We start from the raw sequence: 19480 nt of genomic DNA, 5'->3' as shown, positions 1-19480 counted from the left end.
AAAACCGGCTGGCAACAAAACATAGGTCACCGAACTCAAGTGCTTTCAAGTCATAACGCTTGGTAAGATGTGTCAAACCGCGTGCCTTAAATTTTTAGCCACACCGCTTTTTATAAAGGTCGAACACTCGCTAAAAAACGAATCAGCTACGCAATTTTTCAGGGATAATGCGATCGGGTGGACGATGGTGGTCGATAAAAGCTCTGATATTGATGATGACTTTTTCCCCCATATTGATCCGGCTTTCGACCGTCGCCGATGCCATATGCGGCAAAAGCACCACCTTGCCTTGCTTTGCCAATTTTGCGAGCGATGGACTGAAGTTCGGTTCTTTTTCGAAAACATCAAGACCTGCGCCGGCAAGTTTGCCATTTTCTATCTTTCGGGCGAGGGCATTTTCATCAATAATTTCACCACGAGCCGTGTTAACGACGTAGGCTGTTTCCTGCATCAAAGCGAGACGTTCGGCTGAAAGGAGATGATAGGTCTTCTCGGTAAGCGGGCAATTGATTGAAAGAATATCAATCGTCTTCAACATATCATCAAGATCGGCCCAATAGGTCGCTTCAAGCTGTTCTTCGATTTTTTCGCTGACGCGGGTGCGATTATGATAGTGGATCGAAAGCCCGAATGCTTTGGCGCGGCGCGCAACCGCTGTACCAATGCGCCCGAGACCGATAATGCCGAGTTTTCTTCCGTAGATGCGTCGTCCCAACATCCAGTCCGGCGACCAACCCGGCCAGATACCGCTTTCATTCAATACATTGGCACCCTCGACAAGGCGACGCGGCACCGCCAGTATCAGTGCCATTGCCATATCGGCAGTATCTTCTGTTTGAACATTCGGGGTGTTGGTCACAAGGATACTACGACCGGTTGCCGCGTTAATGTCGATATTATCGGTACCATTGCCGAAATTGGCAATCATCCGGAGATTATCTCCCGCCTGATCGATAAGGTCCTTGTCGATAATATCGGAAATTGTCGGCACGAGAACATCTGCGCGTTTTACCGCATCAACCAGTTCCTGTCGTGACATTGGCCGATCTTGTTTGACAACCTCGGTATTGAAAAGCTCGCACATGCGTCTTTCAACCTGTTCCGGAAGCTTGCGTGTCAAAATGACCAACGGTAATTTTTTCCCCTGCATAGAAAACCTCGAAATATTTCCAATATTTTTCGCGATTATTGAGACCTCTTTAACCAGCACTATGGCATAGGATCAACAGGCTGTCATGAGTCTGGTCTGCTTATAGCAGAAAAGAATTGATTGAACACAAGAGAAGAGAGGCACATACGGTGGACAGTTTCAGCAAATTCCGTTTTTCGAACCTCGGAAGAATGTTTTGCCTGGCAAGCATTTGTTCGGTTTTGACGGGTTTGTCTTTGTTATTTTTTCCCGCTTCCGGCTTTGCAGAAGAAGAAGCGGCTCAAGAAGCTTCCCAAAATGTGGGGCCTAGCGGTTTGCCATTGCCGCGTTTTGTTTCTATCAAACCGGCGCGTGTCAATGTACGCGTTGGTCCCGGACGTAATTATACGGTTGTGTTCTCTTATCAAAAACAGGGATTGCCTGTGGAAATTACACAGGAATATGACCAGTGGCGTAAAATTCGCGACTCGGATGGCGATGAAGGTTGGGTCTATCAGTCCCTTTTATCGGGCCATCGCACAGCAATGATAACGCCTTGGCAAAAAGACAAATCCAAGCTTGCCCCCATGCGTCGGGAACCGAGTGAAAATGCACCGCTCGCTGCCGAACTCGAGCCAGGTGTTATCGCCACAATTCATAAATGTGACGGTAAATGGTGCGAACTTGATGTCAACCATACACGCGGCTATGTTGCCCAAGATCAACTTTGGGGTGCCTATCCCGGAGAGACCGTCAAGAACTGATGTTCCGCCACTGATAGCGGCTTTCAAATTGCGCCCGCCAGAATCATCAAGTTTTGATGTCCGTCGCATCCTTAATCTATCAGGAAGTCGGTTTAACGCTCACAGTTTTCAAAAAAAACCATACCGGCTTTTCGGGATGCAGCTTTTAAAATATATGCACATCCTCCCCAAAAACCGCTTCACACTTTTTGGGATGTGGCTTTTTAAGTGCACGCACATCTTATCCAAAAACCGTTTCACACTTTTTGGGATGTGGCTTTTTAAGTGCACGCATATCCTGTCCAAAAACCGTTTCACACTTTTTGGGATGTAGTTTTTTAAGTGCACGCACATCTTGTCCAAAAACCGTTTCACACTTTTTGGGATGTGCGTGTCTCACCCCTCAACTCACTTTCACGACCAGATCATCCAGCCCGTCAATATGACCTATCAATTCGTCACCTTTTTGCACCGGCCCCACGCCAGCCGGCGTTCCCGTCATGATAATATCACCTGCCTGCAGCACAAATAATTGCGACAAATAGGCAATCATTTCAGGAATTTTCCAGATCATCTCGTTCAAATTGCCCGATTGGCGACCTTTTCCGTTTACCGAAAGGGTAATCGAACCTTCGTTCATGTCTTTGGTTTCAGATTTTTCAATCAAATGAGAACAGGGAGCCGAATGTTCAAAAGCTTTTGCCGTTTCCCATGAACGCCCCGCTTTTTTAAGTTCTGCCTGCAAATCACGCCTTGTCATATCAAGGCCGACAGCAAAACCGAACACACAATCCTGCGCCTCTTTCGTTGTCAGATTTTGTCCACCTTTTTGAAGAGCAACAACGAGCTCTATCTCATGTTCGACATCATGGCTTTTCGGCGGATAAGGGAAAACACCATCAAATACCAGATTATCGGGATTTTTCTGGAAAAAGAACGGTGCTTCCTTTGACGGGTCATGCCCCATTTCTATCGCATGATTTGCATAATTGCGACCAACGCAATAAATCCTGTGAACCGGAAAAACTTTACTGCTCCCTTTGATCGGGATACCGACAATTGCAGGTGGCGTAAATATGAAATCACTCATTTCTTTATCCTCTCGTTTAAAAGAAATTTTCGAGGCCGGAAAAGCCGGATGACGGGATTCAATGGAAAATTGAATTTTATAAAGTTTTTAACCGTTTTTCCGAATACAAATTTTTGCAACCTTCAAATTTATAACCATTTTCACCGATGAGATGAAGCCGATATTTATTTAACTTCGGTCACGATCAGCCGGACTGCAAAGGCTGTGAAAATTCCGGCCATTAAAAAATCAAGTATTCTTATAAAATGGGGATTTTCTTTTAAGGCTTTGGCAAATTTGTCGGCAGCTAAAACCATCGAAACCGTGAAAGGAAGGGATATCGGAATGAAAGAAGCTCCGAGAAAAAATATTTTTTCAGGTGCATGCGGGTCGAGCGCGTCGACAAATTGCGGCAAAAAGGTCAAATTGAAGAGAAGAACTTTCGGATTTAACAAATTGATCGCAAGGCCGGTAAGGTAATTCCGTTTTACGCTGAGTTTCTTCTGCTTTTTTCCTTCGACCAAAAAATTCGACCGGTTCAAAAGCGCTTGTAGTGCAAGCCATAAGAGATAGACGGAACCGGCCACTTTGAGAATAAAAAACGCCATTGGCGAGGCTATTATCAACGCCGAGAGGCCGACAGAGACCGCAAAAACCTGAATAATAATGCCTGTTGTACAACCGGCAATGCAGGCAAGGCCAGCCGCTTTTCCCTGCGATATAGCACGGCCGACAAAAAGCGCCATATCCGGCCCCGGAATGAGTGTCAAAATGATTGCTGCACCGGCAAATTCCAAAAACACATGGGCGTCTGGCAAGAAAGACATGATCATGATCTCTCGTTAATCATCTTTGTCTTATTGTTTTATCAAACCATTTCAATCTGTTTTTATAAGTTTTATGTAAGAAAAAATTTTTGATTGCTTGCATGGTTGCTATCTCCTGATAAAACAGCTCATATCAATTCAATCGGGTCAATCAATTGGGGCCATTAATTATCGGACAGAAAAAATGGAAAAGTGGAAAGACGTTAAAAAAGTTGTACTGGCCTATTCAGGCGGCCTTGATACTTCAATCATATTAAAATGGTTGCAAACCGAGCTTGGTGCTGAAGTCATCACCTTTACAGCCGATCTGGGGCAGGGAGAGGAGCTTGAGCCGGCACGCCGCAAAGCCGAAATGCTTGGTGCCAAACAGATTTTCATGGAAGACCTGCGCGAAGAATTTGTTCGCGATTTCGTATTTCCGATGTTTCGCGCCAATGCAGTTTATGAAGGTGTCTACCTTCTTGGAACATCGATTGCCCGCCCGCTCATTTCAAAACATCTGATTGAAATTGCCAAAAAAACCGGTGCCGATGCGATTGCTCATGGTGCGACAGGCAAAGGCAATGATCAGGTTCGTTTCGAACTTTCAGCTTATGCTTTGAACCCCGATATCAAGATCATTGCGCCATGGCGTGACTGGAATTTCAAAAGCCGTACAGAACTTCTGGATTTTGCCCAGAAACATCAGATTCCTGTGACAAAAGATAAACAGGGCGAAGCACCGTTTTCGGTCGACGCCAATTTGCTACATTCGTCTTCAGAGGGCAAAGTGTTGGAAGACCCGTCACTTCCGGCTCCAGAATATGTGCATTTGCGCACTGTCTCTCCTGAAAATGCACCCGATAAACCGACCATTATCACCATCGGCTTCAAGAAAGGCGACGCTGTTTCAATCAATGGCAAACAAATGTCGCCGGCAACATTGCTGACCGAACTTAATAAATATGGTCATGATAACGGAATTGGTCGTGTCGATCTGGTTGAAAACCGCTTTGTTGGCATGAAGTCACGCGGCGTCTACGAGACTCCCGGTGGTACAATTCTGCTCGCAGCCCACCGCGCTATTGAATCGATCACGCTTGATCGCGGTGCAGCGCATCTGAAAGACGAATTGATGCCGCGTTATGCCGAGTTGATTTACAACGGTTTCTGGTTCTCTCCGGAACGCAAAATGTTGCAGGCAGCAATAGATCTGTCGCAAGAAAATGTTGAAGGGGAAGTCAAGCTGAAACTCTATAAGGGCAATGTCATCATTGAAGGTCGCAAGAGTGACAAATCGCTTTATTCGAGTTCGCTTGTGACATTTGAAGATGACCACGGTGCCTATAACCAGAAAGATGCCGCCGGCTTCATCAAATTGAATGCTTTGCGTCTTCGCACTCTTGCTGCGCGCGACCGCAAATAAGCAGATTTTATCCATATTTTACAAAAGCTCCGGAATGAATCTTCCGGAGCTTTTTATTGCCTTTTTGTTGTCTCCAAATCCGGCCCACATCTGGCAAGTTACGTCGCTAAAACATTTCTACAAAACACCAAAAAAATGCCGATAACGGTAACGATCACCAAGCGCGTTTCGTCCCAAGTGCCAAGGTGAAGAACCCCGAATACCTGTTGAAGGATTGTTTTTTCTCTTATGCAGGACTAAATATAAAAAAGAAATAGATTGGAAAGGCTTCTTGGATGACACAAAATCTTGGTAGCGTTGATCGCATTATCCGTATCATTATCGGTATTGTTCTACTTTCTCTTATTTTCTTTCTTGATGGTGGTGCGCGCTGGTTTGGCTTGATCGGCCTTATACCACTTCTCACCGCAATTATCGGTTTTTGCCCGCTTTACAAAATATTCGGCTTGTCAAGCTGCCCGTTGAAACACTGATAAAAATATTCGCCGCTTTGGTACATTGACCCAAAAACATCATTCCGTTAGCGGGTTCCCATGTACAGTAGTTCCGGAATTCGGTAGATGCTCGGATAAGTCACCAACATCATTCCGCCTGTGAAACTCAATGTGAAAATAATTGTTGCGACGATGACACCGGTTGCACCATTCATAAAAGCCGGTGTTCCAATCGGGTTCCGGTTGATCGCCTTTTCTTCTTTGTCTTCCGGATCATCATCAAGCGTGACAATGAATAAGCCAAGATTGAGAAGTGGTATGATCAGAAGCCAGGCAGCGCCTTTTTTACCGAATCCGTCCCGCGCACGGGAAACAGAAAGGTACATGGCGATATAACCGAACAGAAATGGCGGGACAGCTGCGAGCAATACCAGAAATGCCAGTGGCAATGTGCCAATTAATCTGAACACTAGCAAATTGATTGCATAAGTTAATAAAACATAGCCCAAAAACGCAACGGCAAGCATGAACATATAGGGAATGCGATAAAGCGTCTTCAAACTGATATTGGTAAAATAGGCAAGCACAGCACCAATCAGGAACGAAAGTAGAAGTCCATCCAGTGAAAGAACAAAACCTTTAATAGAAAAAATGTAACTTAACATTTCTATTACTTCTTCCCTAAATTGCTGTTCGAGTAATTACAAAACTTCTGTGAATAATTCCGCCTTTTCAAAAAGCTTTTTTAAGATACCAGACTTCTCTCTTTTAGAGAATAGTATCCTTAACCCAATCGAGCTATATTATATCTTGATCGGGACGGGGGTGTGAACAACAATGCAATTACAAGATTAATGACGAGTGAAAAACACGTCGCCTTTAGCTGTTATCATTCTTTAAATATTGTTTTATCGGAACACTAGTGACGATCGACCGAAACACCATTTTTATCGATTGTCATTTCGATGCCGGATGGTTTTTGCTGTTGTTTCTGTTGGTAAAATTTATAACCCAAGCCCGCAACAACAACGATAAGAACGCCGATAATAAGAAAAAGAAAATTCCGGTTCATCAAATTGCTCCCTAGTGAAAGTAATAGGGAGCAATATGGAGCATTATTTTCTATTTCAAGTGCAGCATCATCCGGTTTTCAAGTCACAATAAGCAGAATAATACTTTCGATATGGCTCATTTTAATGGGCTTCATCCCAATTTTTAGCTGCGCGTGCATCGACTTTAAGTGGCACAGATAAGGATAGAGCCGGCATTGTCGCATTCTCCATCACATTTTTTACAAGTGCGGTGGTTTTTTCAACTTCATTTTCAGGCAATTCAAAAATCAGTTCATCATGAACCTGCAACAACATTTTAGCCGATAAGCCGGCTTCCTTCAGCACATCATCCATTTTTATCATGGCACGACGGATAATATCGGCGGCGGCCCCCTGAATTGGTGCGTTGATTGCAGCCCTCTCGTTAAAAGCCCGCACTTGTGCGCTTTTGGAATTGATATCCGGATAATGTGCACGCCGTCCGAAAATTGTCTCGACAAAACCATGCTCATGCGCAAAAGCCTTGGTCTTTTCCATATAGTCTTTAATGCCCGGAAAACGTTCGAAATAGGTGCGGATATATTGGGCTGCTTCCTCGCGCGGAATCGACAATTGATTGGCAAGTCCGAAAGCGGAAATGCCATAAATAATGCCGAAATTGATCGCTTTGGCACGACGACGAACTTCCGGTGGCATACCCTCGATCGGTACACCGAACATTTCCGATGCGGTCATTGCATGAATATCAAGGCCGTCTGCAAATGCTTTTTTCAAAGCTTTGATATCGGCGACATGGGCAAGAACACGCAGTTCAATCTGGCTGTAATCGGCAGACAAAAGCAGATTACCGGGACCGGCTATGAAAGCAGCACGGATTTTTCTTCCCTCCGGTGTGCGAACCGGTATATTTTGCAAATTCGGGTCTGACGAAGCAAGCCGTCCGGTTGACGTTGCAGCCATTGAATAATTCGTATGAACGCGCCCCGTTTCAGGTAAAATATAATTCGGTAGTGCATCGGTATAAGTCGATTTCAATTTTGTGAGCTGGCGCCAATCAACAATCTTGCGGGGTAATTCATGCCCCTCTGCTGCCAGATCTTCAAGAACCTGAGCCGATGTTGACCATTGGCCGGTTTTGGTTTTCGAGCCTCCGGGCAAACCCATTTTGCCGAATAAAATTTCTCCCAGTTGCTTGGGCGACCCGATATTGAATTTTTCTCCGGCAAGTTGATAGATTTCATCTTCCAAAGCGGCTGCCGATTGGGCAAGCTCACCGGATAATCGTGACAATAATTGCCGGTCAACCAGAACGCCGCGTTCTTCCATGCGGGCAAGAACGGTCACCAAAGGCCGCTCCAGACGCTCATAAACGCGGGTAACACCGCGGGCGACAATTTGTGGTTTTAAAACCCGCCAAAGTCGCAACGTAACATCCGCATCCTCGGCTGCATACTGTGTTGCCCGCTTCAAATCAACGGCAGCAAAACCGGTTGCCGTTTTTCCACTTCCGGCAACCTCTTTGAATGTTATCGGCTTATGCCCCAACCAGCGCTCGGACAATGCGTCCATTCCATGGGTCAATGTTCCGGCATCCAGAACATAGGAAAGCAACATCGTATCGTCGAAAGACCGGATTGTGACATGATACTGTCGCATCACCAGCCAATCATATTTCATATTTTGCGCAATTTTAAGAATCGCGGGATTTTCCAATACCGGCTTCAATAAAGCGACCGCTTTTTGTGTATCAAGTTGTCCTTTCACGCGTCCACCGCCCAGCAAATCATTGCTACCATCGACATGGTTAAGTGGCACGTAGGCCGCTTCACCGGGTTTAAGACCTATAGAAAAGCCGATAAGTTCCGCTTGCATAGGGTCAAGCGAGGTCGTTTCGGTATCAAATGCAAAGAACCCCTGATCGAGCGCCCGATCAAGCCATTGTTTCAATTCGGCTTCGTCCGTTATAGTGTGATAAGCGGTCGTATCTATTTTTTCTGTGAGTGCTTCTTTTTTACGTTTTTCTGCCAGAAGCTGCGGGGTGTTTTCCGCTTGTGAATAATCAGAATCACTTTCTTGTTCTTGTCGAGCATTACCACCAACTTCCGGCGCTCCGCCAACATCGGAACCTTCCTCAAGATCAGGCCCATGGGCACTTTTGCCCCATTCGACATCAAGCTCCACCGGCTCGATTAAAGCCGCATCACAATTGGTCGCTTCTGCAACACGACGCGTCAAGGAATTGAATTCCATTGCTTTCAAAAAGCCGATAAGCCGCGGCCCGTCGGTTGGTTCCAACAGGAGGCCATCAAGACCGGTTTCAAGCGGAACATCGGTTTTTAATGTTACAAGCTGACGTGCCAATCTTGCCTGATCGGCAAATTCAATAATATTTTCACGACGTTTTTGTTGTTTAATGTCGCCGGCATGAGCCAAAAGCGTATCAAGATCGCCGAATTCGTCAAGAAGCTGGGCTGCCGTTTTCGGGCCAATACCCGGCACACCTGGAACATTATCGGTGGAATCACCGGTAAGCGATTGCAAATCAATCATCTTTTCCGGCGGAACGCCCCATTTTTCGATCACTTCCGCAACGCCGATCGGACGGTCTTTCATGCCGTCATACATCCCGACCTGTTGATTGACGAGTTGCATGAGGTCTTTGTCGGAAGAAATGATTGTGGTTTTCGCACCACTTCGGGTGGCCTCAGACGCATAAGTTGCAATAATGTCGTCTGCCTCATAACCTTCTTTTTCAATGCATGGCAGGTTGAAAGCGCGGGTTGCCTGTCTGATAAGGCTGAATTGGGGAATAAGATCGTCGGGCGGAGTAGGGCGGTTCGCTTTATATTCGGGATATATCTTTTTACGGAATGTTTCCGACGAATAATCAAAAATGACAGCAAAATGCGTTGGCACCACGCCAACTGCAGTATCACGCGCATCGCACAGCAATTTCCACAGCATATTGCAAAAACCGGCCAGCGCGCCAACCGGCAAACCGTCTTTTTTCCGTGTTAATGGCGGCAAGGCATGATAGGCGCGAAAGATATAACTTGAACCGTCAACGAGAAAAAGGTGATCATTTTTTTGCATCGTCAATCCTGACATTGAATTTTAAAAACATTATATAAGTTTAAAAGCACATTGAACCCGAAAAGCCCATGAGCAAACGATAGAAAATGTGGTGCAGGCAAAATTTATCGTTAGCCTTTTTAAACATTTTTCACGCATTTGTTACAAAATGTTAATATAGTTGCCCTTGAAAAGCCATTTTTAAATTCTTTTATATGACCTATCGACACTGCGTCGATATGTCCGGTTGTCCGGCTTTGTCCCCCGCCGTTTACCGGATACAACAGTCTACTTTCCCTCTCCGGACTGTTGAGTGAGTGCAGTAAAAAAGACCGTTGTGGTTCCCCCTCTCCGCAACGGTCTATTTTTTTAAACTGATTTTCCGAAAATAGCCCCTGAAGATATTGATCAGATCGATTTGAAGCGCGGTTTTACGAAGGGATGCGAAAAAAATTATTATTGAAGTTTGAATAATCATACAGATTTGAATGCGGGCGTTAAAATCAAAGTCCGCTTTTTCCTTAAATTTTCAAGTGCTATATCCCGCTATCATAAACTCCGGATAGTCCGGATGCCGATATAATCTTCATTGGAGATTTTATGAAAACCAACTTGGCTGGCATCAGGATATTTCCGGTTTCTCCGATTGCCGGTTTTCCCGACACTTCAATTTTTTATGTGGCTCCACATGGCTTTTTCGCCGATTTTTGCAAGCAATGCGTCATGGGCCGCCTTATCCTCTTCGCTCAAACGGCTTGGCAAAGGTTTGGGGCGCGTTTTCAGAACAATTTTATTCTGATCATCATTTTCGTTGGATTTGCTATCTGAATTTGCTCCATCAAATCCCAAAGCTCCCTGTTTGCCGCCAATCAGTTCGATATAAACATCGGCGAGAATTTCAGAGTCGAGCAAAGCACCGTGTAGCGTCCGGCGTGAATTATCAATACCGAAACGTTTGCACAATGCATCGAGAGAATTAGGCCCCATCGGAAATTTCCGTCGCGCCATTGCCAATGTATCAATAATACGATCAACACTGATGAGGGGCTTATGGATACGCTCCAATTCTGCATTCAAAAATCCAAGGTCGAAGTTTGCATTATGGGCAATCAATGTCGCGCCTTCGATAAAGGAAAGAAAATCATCGGCTATTTCTTCAAATTTCGGCTCGTCCTTGAGGCGCTCATTGGTAAGACCGTGGACTGCTACAACTTCGTCGGGAATAATCACCCCTTGCGGATTGAGATAGACGTGAAAAGTTTTATCAGTGAGATAGCGATCAACCATCTCCACACAGCCGATTTCGACAATACGGTCTGTTTCTTTGTGAAGGCCTGTTGTTTCAGTATCAAAAATAATTTCTCTCATAAAAATCTGCTCTCATCAGCCCTTTAAATTGCTCCGGCATTTTTGCACGAATTGTACCTTCATAATGGATTATTTCCCATCTTTCTTGCGTTTTGAAGATGCAATAAACAACAAATCCTGTTTCCGGTACTGTTGGCGCCTATATTCGCGTGAATACGACCGGAAGGTTAGCTATCAAAAATAGTCGACGCAAAATCATTTTGACGATTTTTACATTTATATATCTTTGAAAGAAACTATGGATAATCCGGATATAACGTTGCTAAAATTCGCGATTGAGCCGTCATTTCAATTTTACAAAAACAGCGCCGAAAATATCCACATTCTCATGGGCGGGCGGTTTATTTCAATGTCAAACGGGAAATCAGATGTTTTACCTGTTCTCTCGCGTCATCAAGGCTTTTGCCAGTATCAATAACAAAATCGGCACGCCTTCGCTTTTCTTCGTCCGATATCTGACGCGACAAGATACGGTCGAGTTTCTCGTCATCCCAGCCGCTGCGGGCTAGTACACGTTGCCGCTGAATTTCGGTTGGTGCCGAAACAACCGCTATTTTGTCAACCCGCCCTTCAGGCCCTGTTTCAAATAATAAAGGAATATCGAGAACCACAAGCGGGTCACCCCGATCGCGGTGCATTTTTACAAAGTCTTTTTCCTTTTTTCGCACCAGCGGGTGAATGAACTTTTCCAAAATGGCAAGTTTTGACGGATTCTTCACAATTGTTTTTGATAATTTTGACCGGTCTATCCGGCCATCTGTCAAACAATCAGGGAAAATACGGCTTAAATCTTCAATAACCGGCTTACTTTCATAAAGTTCATGAACAGCCCTGTCAGCATTATAAACGGGAACACCGGCTTCTTCAAAAAAGCCGGCTGTCGTCGTTTTTCCCATGCCGATAGAACCTGTAAGCCCGAGGATAATCATTTATTGGCCCATTTTACCCAGTATTTCTTGTCGTAATTCATTATCAACAACAGGTCTTATTCCAAACCACCGTTCAAACCCCGGTACAGCCTGATGAAGCAACATTCCGATTCCGTCAACATAATTGAGGTTTCTAGCTTTGGCCTGTAAGAGAATTGGCGTCATCAAAGGCGTGTAAACAATATCTGTCACGAGAACCGACGGCTTTGCCTGATCAAGGTGAATAAACGGTTCGCTGTCTTTTTTAATAAGATTATTTGTCATCCCCAGAGAGGTCGTATTAACGATTAGATCTGCCAGAGGAACGAGATCATCAATTTCGTTCCAATTGCGTGCTTTTACCTGATGACCAAAATAACCGGCAAGCTTGTCGGCACGTGATCTCGTCCGGTTTACAAGATAAATGTTCTCGAACCCACGTTGTTCAAGCGTATAGATAATTGCGCGCGCCGCTCCACCAGCGCCGATGACAAGCGCCGCATTTCCACCCCAGCCGGGAGCAAAATCGTCAAGATTGGCTTCAAAACCATAACCATCGGTATTGCTTGCACAAAGTATGTTATTCTCGAACCATAATGTATTGGCGGCTCCTATCCTTGTTGCAGCCTGATCTTTTTTTTCGGAAAGGCGAAAGGCTTCTTCTTTATGAGGCAGCGTAACATTGCCACCGCAAAAACCTTTTTTTTGCAACGAATTGATAAATGTTTCAAAATTTTCCGGCTTAACCTCGACTGCATCATAAGTTCCGGCCAAGTTATATTTTTTGAGCCAAAAGCGATGAATTTGCGGTGAAAGGGAGTGTCCGACCGGATAGCCGGTTACAAAAGCATGGGGTATTTCTGGTATTAAATTTGTCATCTTATCGAATGATGATTCCTGTCTCGCGTAATTTCTGCAACAATAATAAGAGGGGTAAACCGATAATGGTAAAATAATCACCCTCTATTTTATCAAATAGCTGGATACCCAAGCCTTCAACCTGATAGGCACCGACACTTGATTGAACGTCATCTCCTGTTTTATCGATATAATAATCAATAAATTCGGGCGATAATGAACGGACAATCATTTTCGCCGTTGAAAGCCCGACCCAATCGGCTTTACCGGCTTTTGCCAAAGCGATGCCGCTATGAAGATAATGTGTTTTACCTGATAAGGCGGCAAGACGCTGACGCACTTCCTCAAGATTTGCCACTTTATGAAGTGCATTTCCTTCAAGCTCCAGTGTTTGATCGCATCCGATAACAAGTGCATTTGGAAACCGGCGAGAAACATCTTCTGCCTTTTTTATTGCCAATTCTTTGGCAAGCTCCTCCGGTGTGATTTTACCTAGAGTTTTTTCGAGCTGACGCTCATCTATTTTTGCTCCTTCAACATCAAATTCGAGACCAGCATTTTCCAAAATCGATTTTCTGAACGGGCTTAAAGATGCGAGAATAAGCGGTTTATGAGACATGGTTTTTCTTTTTATTAAAATTCAGATTTGATGATCGCGCAGGTAAAGTTCGAGAATCGCAGTTGCTGTTTCTTCGATAGAACGGCGTGTAACATCGATAACCGGCCAATTGTTACGCATACAAATCTGTTTGGCATTATTGAGTTCCTGGGCGATATTTGCCCGGTCAATATAGCTTTCTGTTGAAAGCCCGCCACCAATGTTACGACTTTGCCGCACCTGACTTATCCGGTCGGCAGAAGCGATAAGACCGACGATCATAGGTTTTTTCGACAAAAAGAGCTGATTGGGTGGTTCAACACCGGGAACCAATGGAACATTGGCTGTTTTGATGCCACGATTGGCAAGATAAATACTCGTCGGCGTTTTTGACGTTCTCGAAATTCCTACAAGAATCACATCGGCATTTTGTAAGCCATCCGGCAATTGGCCGTCATCATGATCCATTGTGTAATCGAGCGCCTCGATTCGTTTGAAATAATTTGCATTAAGCTCGTGCTGGGCACTGGCGCGCCTGTTTGCCGGCAACCGCAAATAGGAATGGAATGCTTTGAAAACCGGATCAAGAACAGAAACCGAAGGCACACCCATTTTTTCACATGCCGAATGCAGTAAATGTGCGATTTTTTCGTCCACAATTGTATAAAGCACAATTCCCGGCTCACGATTGATCTGGCCGATTACTTCCTGCAACTGGGCTTCATTGCGAATAAGCGGATAAACATGTTCAATAGCGTTTGCTTCTACATATTGGGAGGCCACTGCGCGACCTGCCGAGAGGAGAGTCTCTCCGGTCGCATCAGAAATCATATATAAATGAAAGTCCAATTTTTCTTTTGTCACAGGATTCACAGGCCCTTGTTGATAGATGTGCAAATGAACAATCATTTTGTGCACACCAAAAAAATGTGAGGATAACTCCATGATGTTATACACAAGCCAAGCCATTGTGGGAAATTCAAAAGCGGGCAATTGAATTACGGGGAAAACCTTCTGTTTTGGAAATTCAACGGCTTTACGATTTTTATTTCACAATTTTAAGAAAGTCGTTGTTTTTATGTATCAAATTAAAATTAATCGGGTAAATATAAGGTTGCTGTGAGCAGGTTTTTCCGGCTTACAAAAATCTCGCCAATTCTGTGGATAAAAAAAGGTTAATAAATAATTAACAGAAAACACAGACTCTAAGAATCAGAATCCAAGATTCAAAATGATTTCTTTATTGAAACCCTCCTTTGGAAAAGCCAACATAAGCCATGACAAAAAAAGTTCTTGAAGTCCTAAGTGGTAAAACAATATCTCCCCCACCAATCTGGTTGATGAGGCAAGCTGGAAGATTCCTGCCGGAATACCGAGAAGTTAGGGAAAAAGCGGGAAGCTTTCTTGATCTTTGCTATAACCCTCAACTTGCTTTTGAAGTCACAATGCAACCGATCAGACGATTCGGTTTTGATGCAGCAATTCTCTTTTCGGATATACTCGTTGTACCCCATGCTTTAGGAAGGAATTTACGTTTTGAAGAAAAAAAGGGACCAATTCTTGATCCTCTATCGGTAAACGAAATTGAAAATTTAAATGTCGAAAAGGCTCAGGAAAAACTAATCCCGAGTTTTGAAACTCTCTCTCTTCTCAAAAATGCTTTACCTCATGACACAACACTGATCGGATTTTGTGGAGCTCCATGGACTGTTGCAACCTATATGATTGCCGGACATAGCACTCCGGATCAGGCTCCTGCCAGATTGTTCGGCTTCAATCATCCGGAAGCAATGAAAACTCTTCTTGAACTTCTTGCCGATGTTTCGGCTGACTATCTTGTCAATCAGGTCAAGTCCGGAGCTGAGGTTTTACAGATTTTTGATTCCTGGGCAGGTGTTCTGGATGAACAGAGTTTTGATGAATATGTTATTTATCCGATAAACCGGATGGTCCGGCGGATTAGAAAAGTTTTTCCGGAAGTTCCGATAATCGGTTTTCCAAAAGGTGCCGGTGCACTTTACGAAAATTTTGCTCGAAAAACAGGGGTAACGGCCATCGGACTTGATTGGTCTATACCGCTTTCCTTTGCCAAAAAACTACAAGAAATAACACCCGTACAAGGAAATCTTGATCCATTGCGGCTGGTTTCGGGTGGTACTGCTCTTGAAAAAGGAATAGAGACTATTCTGGAAAATCTCGGGAATGGACCCTTGGTTTTTAATTTGGGGCATGGAATAACACCACAAACGCCTATCAAAAACGTCGAAAGACTGGTCAAACTGGTGAGGAATTTTAACAAATGACGAATTCTAAAACGCATATGACAACGGGGACAATCTGGCTTCGCGCCATCGTTTCGCTATTGATTGTCGTGGTTGTTTTATGGGCATTGTTTCACGTGAATCCTGATAAATATCCGGAATCGACGTTATGGATTAAATCTTTTCATGTGATTTCTATCATCTGCTGGATGGCCGGTATGTTTTATCTGCCGCGTTTGTTTGTCTACCATTGTCAGGCAGAAGCGGGATCCAAACAATCCGAAACGTTCAAAGTTATGGAACGGCGCCTGTTGCGGGCAATTATCAATCCTGCGATGATTGCATCGTGGGTTACGGGGCTCTGGTTGGCATGGGAAGTTTATGCACTTCAGGGTGGTTGGCTGCATCTGAAACTTCTCGTTGTGGTTATTCTTTCCGGCTATCACGGATTGTTATCCCGCGGAGTTCGCCATTTTGCCGAGGATAGAAATAACTTTTCCGAAAAGACATGGCGGATTTTGAATGAAGTTCCCACAGTGCTCATGATCATCGCTGTGATTGATGTCATTGTAAAACCGTTCTGAGTGAAAATGGCTTGATTTCTTAAGGCAAGGGGGGTAGATGGAATTTACCCTCCTTTTTTATTTTCCAAAGTTTCTGAATAAGGCACTTTTTCAAGGAAAATATTTTTCCATAATCACAAGAGTTTATATTGGATGCAGAATATTCAACAGATGAAACTACAAGAGCTGAAAAGCAAAACGCCGGTTGAACTTGTAGCTTTTGCCGAAACACTGGAAGTCGAAAATGCTTCGTTAATGCGCAAACAGGAATTGATGTTTGCCATTTTGAAGAAGCTTGCCCTTCAGGATGTTGAAATTATCGGTGAAGGTGTTCTGGAAGTTTTGCTGGACGGCTTCGGATTTTTACGTTCGGCCGATGCCAATTATCTTCCGGGCCCCGATGACATTTATCTGTCACCCTCCCAAATCCGGCGGTTTTCATTAAAAACCGGCGATACAGTCGAAGGACCGATACGCAGTCCTAAAGAAGGCGAGCGTTATTTTGCACTATTAAAAATCAATACGATCAATTTTGAAGATCCGGAGAAAATCCGTCACAAAATCCATTTTGATAATTTGACACCTCTCTATCCGAACGAGAGGTTGAAAATGGAGTTGAGTGACCCGACAAACAAGGATATGTCGGCAAGGGTCATTGACCTCATTTCGCCTTTAGGTAAAGGACAACGTGCACTGATTGTTGCACCGCCAAGAACCGGTAAGACAGTTCTTCTTCAAAACATTGCCCATTCGATTACGGCCAATCATCCGGAATGTTTTCTGATTGTGTTGCTTATTGACGAACGTCCGGAAGAAGTGACGGATATGCAACGTTCTGTCAAAGGTGAGGTTGTTTCGTCAACATTCGACGAGCCGGCATCCCGCCACGTTCAGGTCGCTGAAATGGTCATTGAAAAGGCAAAGCGCCTTGTTGAACAGGGTCGCGATGTTGTCATTCTTCTCGATTCGATCACCCGTCTTGGTCGCGCTTATAATACTGTCGTTCCTTCATCAGGTAAGGTATTGACCGGTGGTGTTGACGCCAATGCTCTGCAGCGCCCCAAGCGCTTTTTCGGTGCAGCCCGCAATATTGAAGAAGGCGGTTCGCTCACAATTATCGCTACAGCGCTGATTGATACGGGTAGCCGTATGGATGAAGTCATTTTCGAAGAGTTCAAGGGAACCGGTAACTCTGAAATTGTGCTCGACCGGAAAGTGGCCGATAAGAGAATTTTCCCGGCAATGGATATTTTGAAATCCGGAACCCGCAAGGAAGATTTGTTGGTTTCCCGTCAAGATTTGCAGAAAATATTTGTTTTGCGTCGTATTTTGGCTCCGATGGGCACAACCGACGCGATCGAATTTTTGATTGATAAATTGAAGCAGACAAAAACCAATGCCGAATTTTTCGACTCAATGAATACGTAATTCGGGAATACGTAATTCGGGAATACCTGATTTGGAAATACATGATCGGAGAACTGCTGATCTCCGATCACCCGATCGGGAATGTGTCTGACAGCTGTTTTTCAAAACATACATATGTAGCTTTTTCCGTCCGGAAAATTTTTCGGGCGGTTTTTATATATCTGCGGTAGCATAATTGGGTATGGCAAAGCCGAACAAAGTTTTTGTCAAAAATGGTTATAAAGTTCTGCTTCAAATGATGTGTAGATCATTTTCCGGCTTTTTATAATTCGTTTTTTATTGCTAGACGCGTGGCCGAGCCGGAATAAGACATTTTGACGAACGAGGATAACAACAGTGGATACTATTTTTGCTTTATCAAGCGGAAAACTTCCCTCTGGGGTCGCAGTCATTCGCGTTTCGGGAGATATGACCAAAACGATCGTCAAGACATTGCTCGGTAAGGTTCCGGCACCGCGTTTAATGACATATGGCAAACTTACGTCTCGAGAAGGCGAATTTCTGGACAATGCATTAACAGTGTTTTTTTCCTCACCACATAGTTTTACCGGTGACGATAGCGTGGAATTTCATCTTCATGGCGGCAAAGCCGTTGTGGACCGGTTTTTGAACGAGCTTGAGAAGTTCGATTCATGTCGTTTGGCAGAACCGGGTGAGTTTTCAAGGCGGGCATTTATCAATGGCAAGCTCGATTTGACAGAAGCAGAAGGGCTGGCTGATTTAATCGAAGCGGAAACCGAAAGCCAAAGAAGACTGGCCATAATGGGAGCGACGGGCAAACTTGCAGCGCTTTATAGAGAATGGCGAAACGATCTTATCAAAGCCCGCGCCATGATAGAAGCGGAGCTTGATTTTTCCGATGAGGAAGATGTTCCGGGTTCTGTGAGCGAGATTGTTTGGAATAATTTACGAAATTTAAGCCGGTCAATTTCCAAATTTGTCGAGAAAAGCGAACGTGTAGCCTCCATGCGTGATGGTATAAAAATTGTCATCGCAGGTGCACCAAACGCAGGAAAATCTAGTATTATCAATAAGTTATCAGGTTTTGATGTTGCAATTGTTACAGATGAAGCCGGCACAACACGCGATGCTTTGGAAACCCGTATTGTAATTGATGGATATCAAATTCTATTGACCGATACAGCCGGATTGCGAGAGACAGAGAACAAAGTTGAAAAACTCGGTATAGAGGTTGCCTATAATCGGCTAAAAGACGCCGATCTTGTTTTGCTGGTTGATGACTTGTCAAATCCGGTTGCAATTAAACTTCCAGAAACAAGTGCGGAAATCTGGCATGTCGGGAATAAAGTTGATTTGGCAAAAGGGTCATTAGAAAAATGGCCGATCCAGTTTTCGACAAAAACTGGTGAAGGATTTGATTCTTTTGTAAAAGCGATTGCTTCTTTCTGCTCGAGTTTTTCATATGATGTCGGAGAAGTCGTCACTGCCCGCAAAAGGCAATTAATGCTTTTGAAAACGGCGATCTCCGAAATTGATCACGCGATTCGATATGAAGACCGCGATTTATCTCTAAGAGCGGAACATTTACGACTTGCTGCAGACTCACTGGGTCGTATTACCGGCGATATTGATGTGGAAGATATTTTGGACGTGATTTTTTCGCAATTTTGTATTGGTAAATGAGTCGCTCAAACAAATCAGAAGCTATTTTTCGTCTGAATTGATTCACGTGAAACAGTAAATTGGTGATTCACGTGAAACATTTTGGAAATTAGATGTTCAATCTTCGAAAATAATGATTCAC

18 protein-coding genes are annotated in these 19480 nt (G+C 44.2%); 7 read left to right on the top strand and 11 right to left on the bottom strand.

The features are described from left to right. Positions 1 to 142: 142 nt before the first annotated feature. A complete protein-coding gene (locus H3S83_RS01405; protein WP_077969641.1) occupies positions 143 to 1150 on the bottom strand; it encodes a D-glycerate dehydrogenase in 1008 nt (335 codons plus the stop codon). A 191-nt stretch (positions 1151 to 1341) separates the two neighbouring features. Between H3S83_RS01405 and H3S83_RS01400 the strand changes: the two genes are divergently transcribed. After that, complete coding sequence (locus H3S83_RS01400) at positions 1342 to 1893, top strand: SH3 domain-containing protein (RefSeq protein ID WP_077969639.1); 552 nt, start codon at positions 1342 to 1344, stop codon at positions 1891 to 1893. 382 nt (positions 1894 to 2275) lie between these two features. On the opposite strand, the gene H3S83_RS01395 is transcribed toward H3S83_RS01400, so the two are convergent. Continuing rightward, a complete protein-coding gene (locus H3S83_RS01395; RefSeq protein WP_078038759.1) occupies positions 2276 to 2962 on the bottom strand; it encodes a fumarylacetoacetate hydrolase family protein in 687 nt (228 codons plus the stop codon). Positions 2963 to 3126: 164 nt separating this feature from the next. After that, entirely contained in the window at positions 3127 to 3768 is a 642-nt protein-coding gene (locus tag H3S83_RS01390) for a LysE family translocator (protein ID WP_077973385.1), read from the bottom strand. Positions 3769 to 3952: 184 nt separating this feature from the next. Here H3S83_RS01390 and H3S83_RS01385 point away from each other — a divergent pair, with 184 nt between their 5' ends. After that, positions 3953 to 5173: an argininosuccinate synthase gene (locus H3S83_RS01385; protein ID WP_077969635.1), complete on the top strand. Its 1221-nt coding sequence runs from the start codon at positions 3953 to 3955 to the stop codon at positions 5171 to 5173. Positions 5174 to 5448: 275 nt separating this feature from the next. Then, entirely contained in the window at positions 5449 to 5646 is a 198-nt protein-coding gene (locus H3S83_RS01380; RefSeq protein WP_198238706.1) for a DUF2892 domain-containing protein, read from the top strand. Between the two features lie 47 nt (positions 5647 to 5693). Here H3S83_RS01380 and H3S83_RS01375 read toward each other — a convergent pair whose 3' ends face one another. The 8 genes from H3S83_RS01375 to H3S83_RS01340 all read right to left on the bottom strand — a co-directional run bounded on the left by H3S83_RS01375 (position 5694) and on the right by H3S83_RS01340 (position 14327). Then, the gene (locus tag H3S83_RS01375; protein WP_198238705.1) at positions 5694 to 6272 is read right to left on the bottom strand and encodes a hypothetical protein; all 579 of its coding nucleotides are present in this window, start codon (positions 6270 to 6272) and stop codon (positions 5694 to 5696) included. 254 nt (positions 6273 to 6526) lie between these two features. After that, positions 6527 to 6679: a hypothetical protein gene (locus H3S83_RS01370; RefSeq protein WP_188317740.1), complete on the bottom strand. Its 153-nt coding sequence runs from the start codon at positions 6677 to 6679 to the stop codon at positions 6527 to 6529. Positions 6680 to 6800: 121 nt separating this feature from the next. Beyond that, positions 6801 to 9752 (bottom strand): DNA polymerase I, encoded by a 2952-nt coding sequence (gene polA / locus H3S83_RS01365; protein ID WP_198238704.1) that lies wholly within the window; start codon positions 9750 to 9752, stop codon positions 6801 to 6803. A gap of 645 nt (positions 9753 to 10397) precedes the next feature. Then, positions 10398 to 11099 (bottom strand): DNA polymerase III subunit epsilon, encoded by a 702-nt coding sequence (dnaQ, locus tag H3S83_RS01360; RefSeq protein ID WP_198233419.1) that lies wholly within the window; start codon positions 11097 to 11099, stop codon positions 10398 to 10400. A gap of 341 nt (positions 11100 to 11440) precedes the next feature. Next, the gene (gene coaE / locus H3S83_RS01355; protein WP_198238067.1) at positions 11441 to 12028 is read right to left on the bottom strand and encodes a dephospho-CoA kinase; all 588 of its coding nucleotides are present in this window, start codon (positions 12026 to 12028) and stop codon (positions 11441 to 11443) included. Beyond that, the gene (locus tag H3S83_RS01350; RefSeq protein ID WP_198238703.1) at positions 12029 to 12886 is read right to left on the bottom strand and encodes a shikimate dehydrogenase; all 858 of its coding nucleotides are present in this window, start codon (positions 12884 to 12886) and stop codon (positions 12029 to 12031) included. Between the two features lies 1 nt (position 12887). Further along, complete coding sequence (locus H3S83_RS01345) at positions 12888 to 13484, bottom strand: Maf family nucleotide pyrophosphatase (protein WP_198238702.1); 597 nt, start codon at positions 13482 to 13484, stop codon at positions 12888 to 12890. A gap of 21 nt (positions 13485 to 13505) precedes the next feature. Then, positions 13506 to 14327: a pyruvate, water dikinase regulatory protein gene (locus H3S83_RS01340; RefSeq protein WP_077973686.1), complete on the bottom strand. Its 822-nt coding sequence runs from the start codon at positions 14325 to 14327 to the stop codon at positions 13506 to 13508. Between the two features lie 413 nt (positions 14328 to 14740). Between H3S83_RS01340 and hemE the strand changes: the two genes are divergently transcribed. From hemE to mnmE, 4 genes are all read left to right on the top strand, one after another. Next, a complete protein-coding gene (hemE, locus tag H3S83_RS01335) occupies positions 14741 to 15766 on the top strand; it encodes a uroporphyrinogen decarboxylase (protein ID WP_198238701.1) in 1026 nt (341 codons plus the stop codon). Further along, the gene (hemJ, locus tag H3S83_RS01330; protein WP_077973383.1) at positions 15763 to 16308 is read left to right on the top strand and encodes a protoporphyrinogen oxidase HemJ; all 546 of its coding nucleotides are present in this window, start codon (positions 15763 to 15765) and stop codon (positions 16306 to 16308) included. Before hemE ends, hemJ begins: the two co-directional genes overlap by 4 nt. Positions 16309 to 16449: 141 nt before the next feature. Next, positions 16450 to 17715, top strand: coding sequence for a transcription termination factor Rho (gene rho, locus H3S83_RS01325; RefSeq protein WP_075869915.1), 1266 nt, complete (start codon positions 16450 to 16452; stop codon positions 17713 to 17715). A 336-nt stretch (positions 17716 to 18051) separates the two neighbouring features. Beyond that, positions 18052 to 19359, top strand: coding sequence for a tRNA uridine-5-carboxymethylaminomethyl(34) synthesis GTPase MnmE (gene mnmE, locus H3S83_RS01320; RefSeq protein WP_198238700.1), 1308 nt, complete (start codon positions 18052 to 18054; stop codon positions 19357 to 19359). Positions 19360 to 19480: the final 121 nt, after the last annotated feature.

Origin of the sequence: Bartonella sp. W8122, from assembly GCF_016102485.1 — a bacterium.
In the GTDB taxonomy this organism is placed as follows: domain Bacteria; phylum Pseudomonadota; class Alphaproteobacteria; order Rhizobiales; family Rhizobiaceae; genus Bartonella; species Bartonella apihabitans.
Note: the sequence above shows the minus strand (reverse complement) of the source record. Positions and strands in the feature narration are given on the sequence as shown.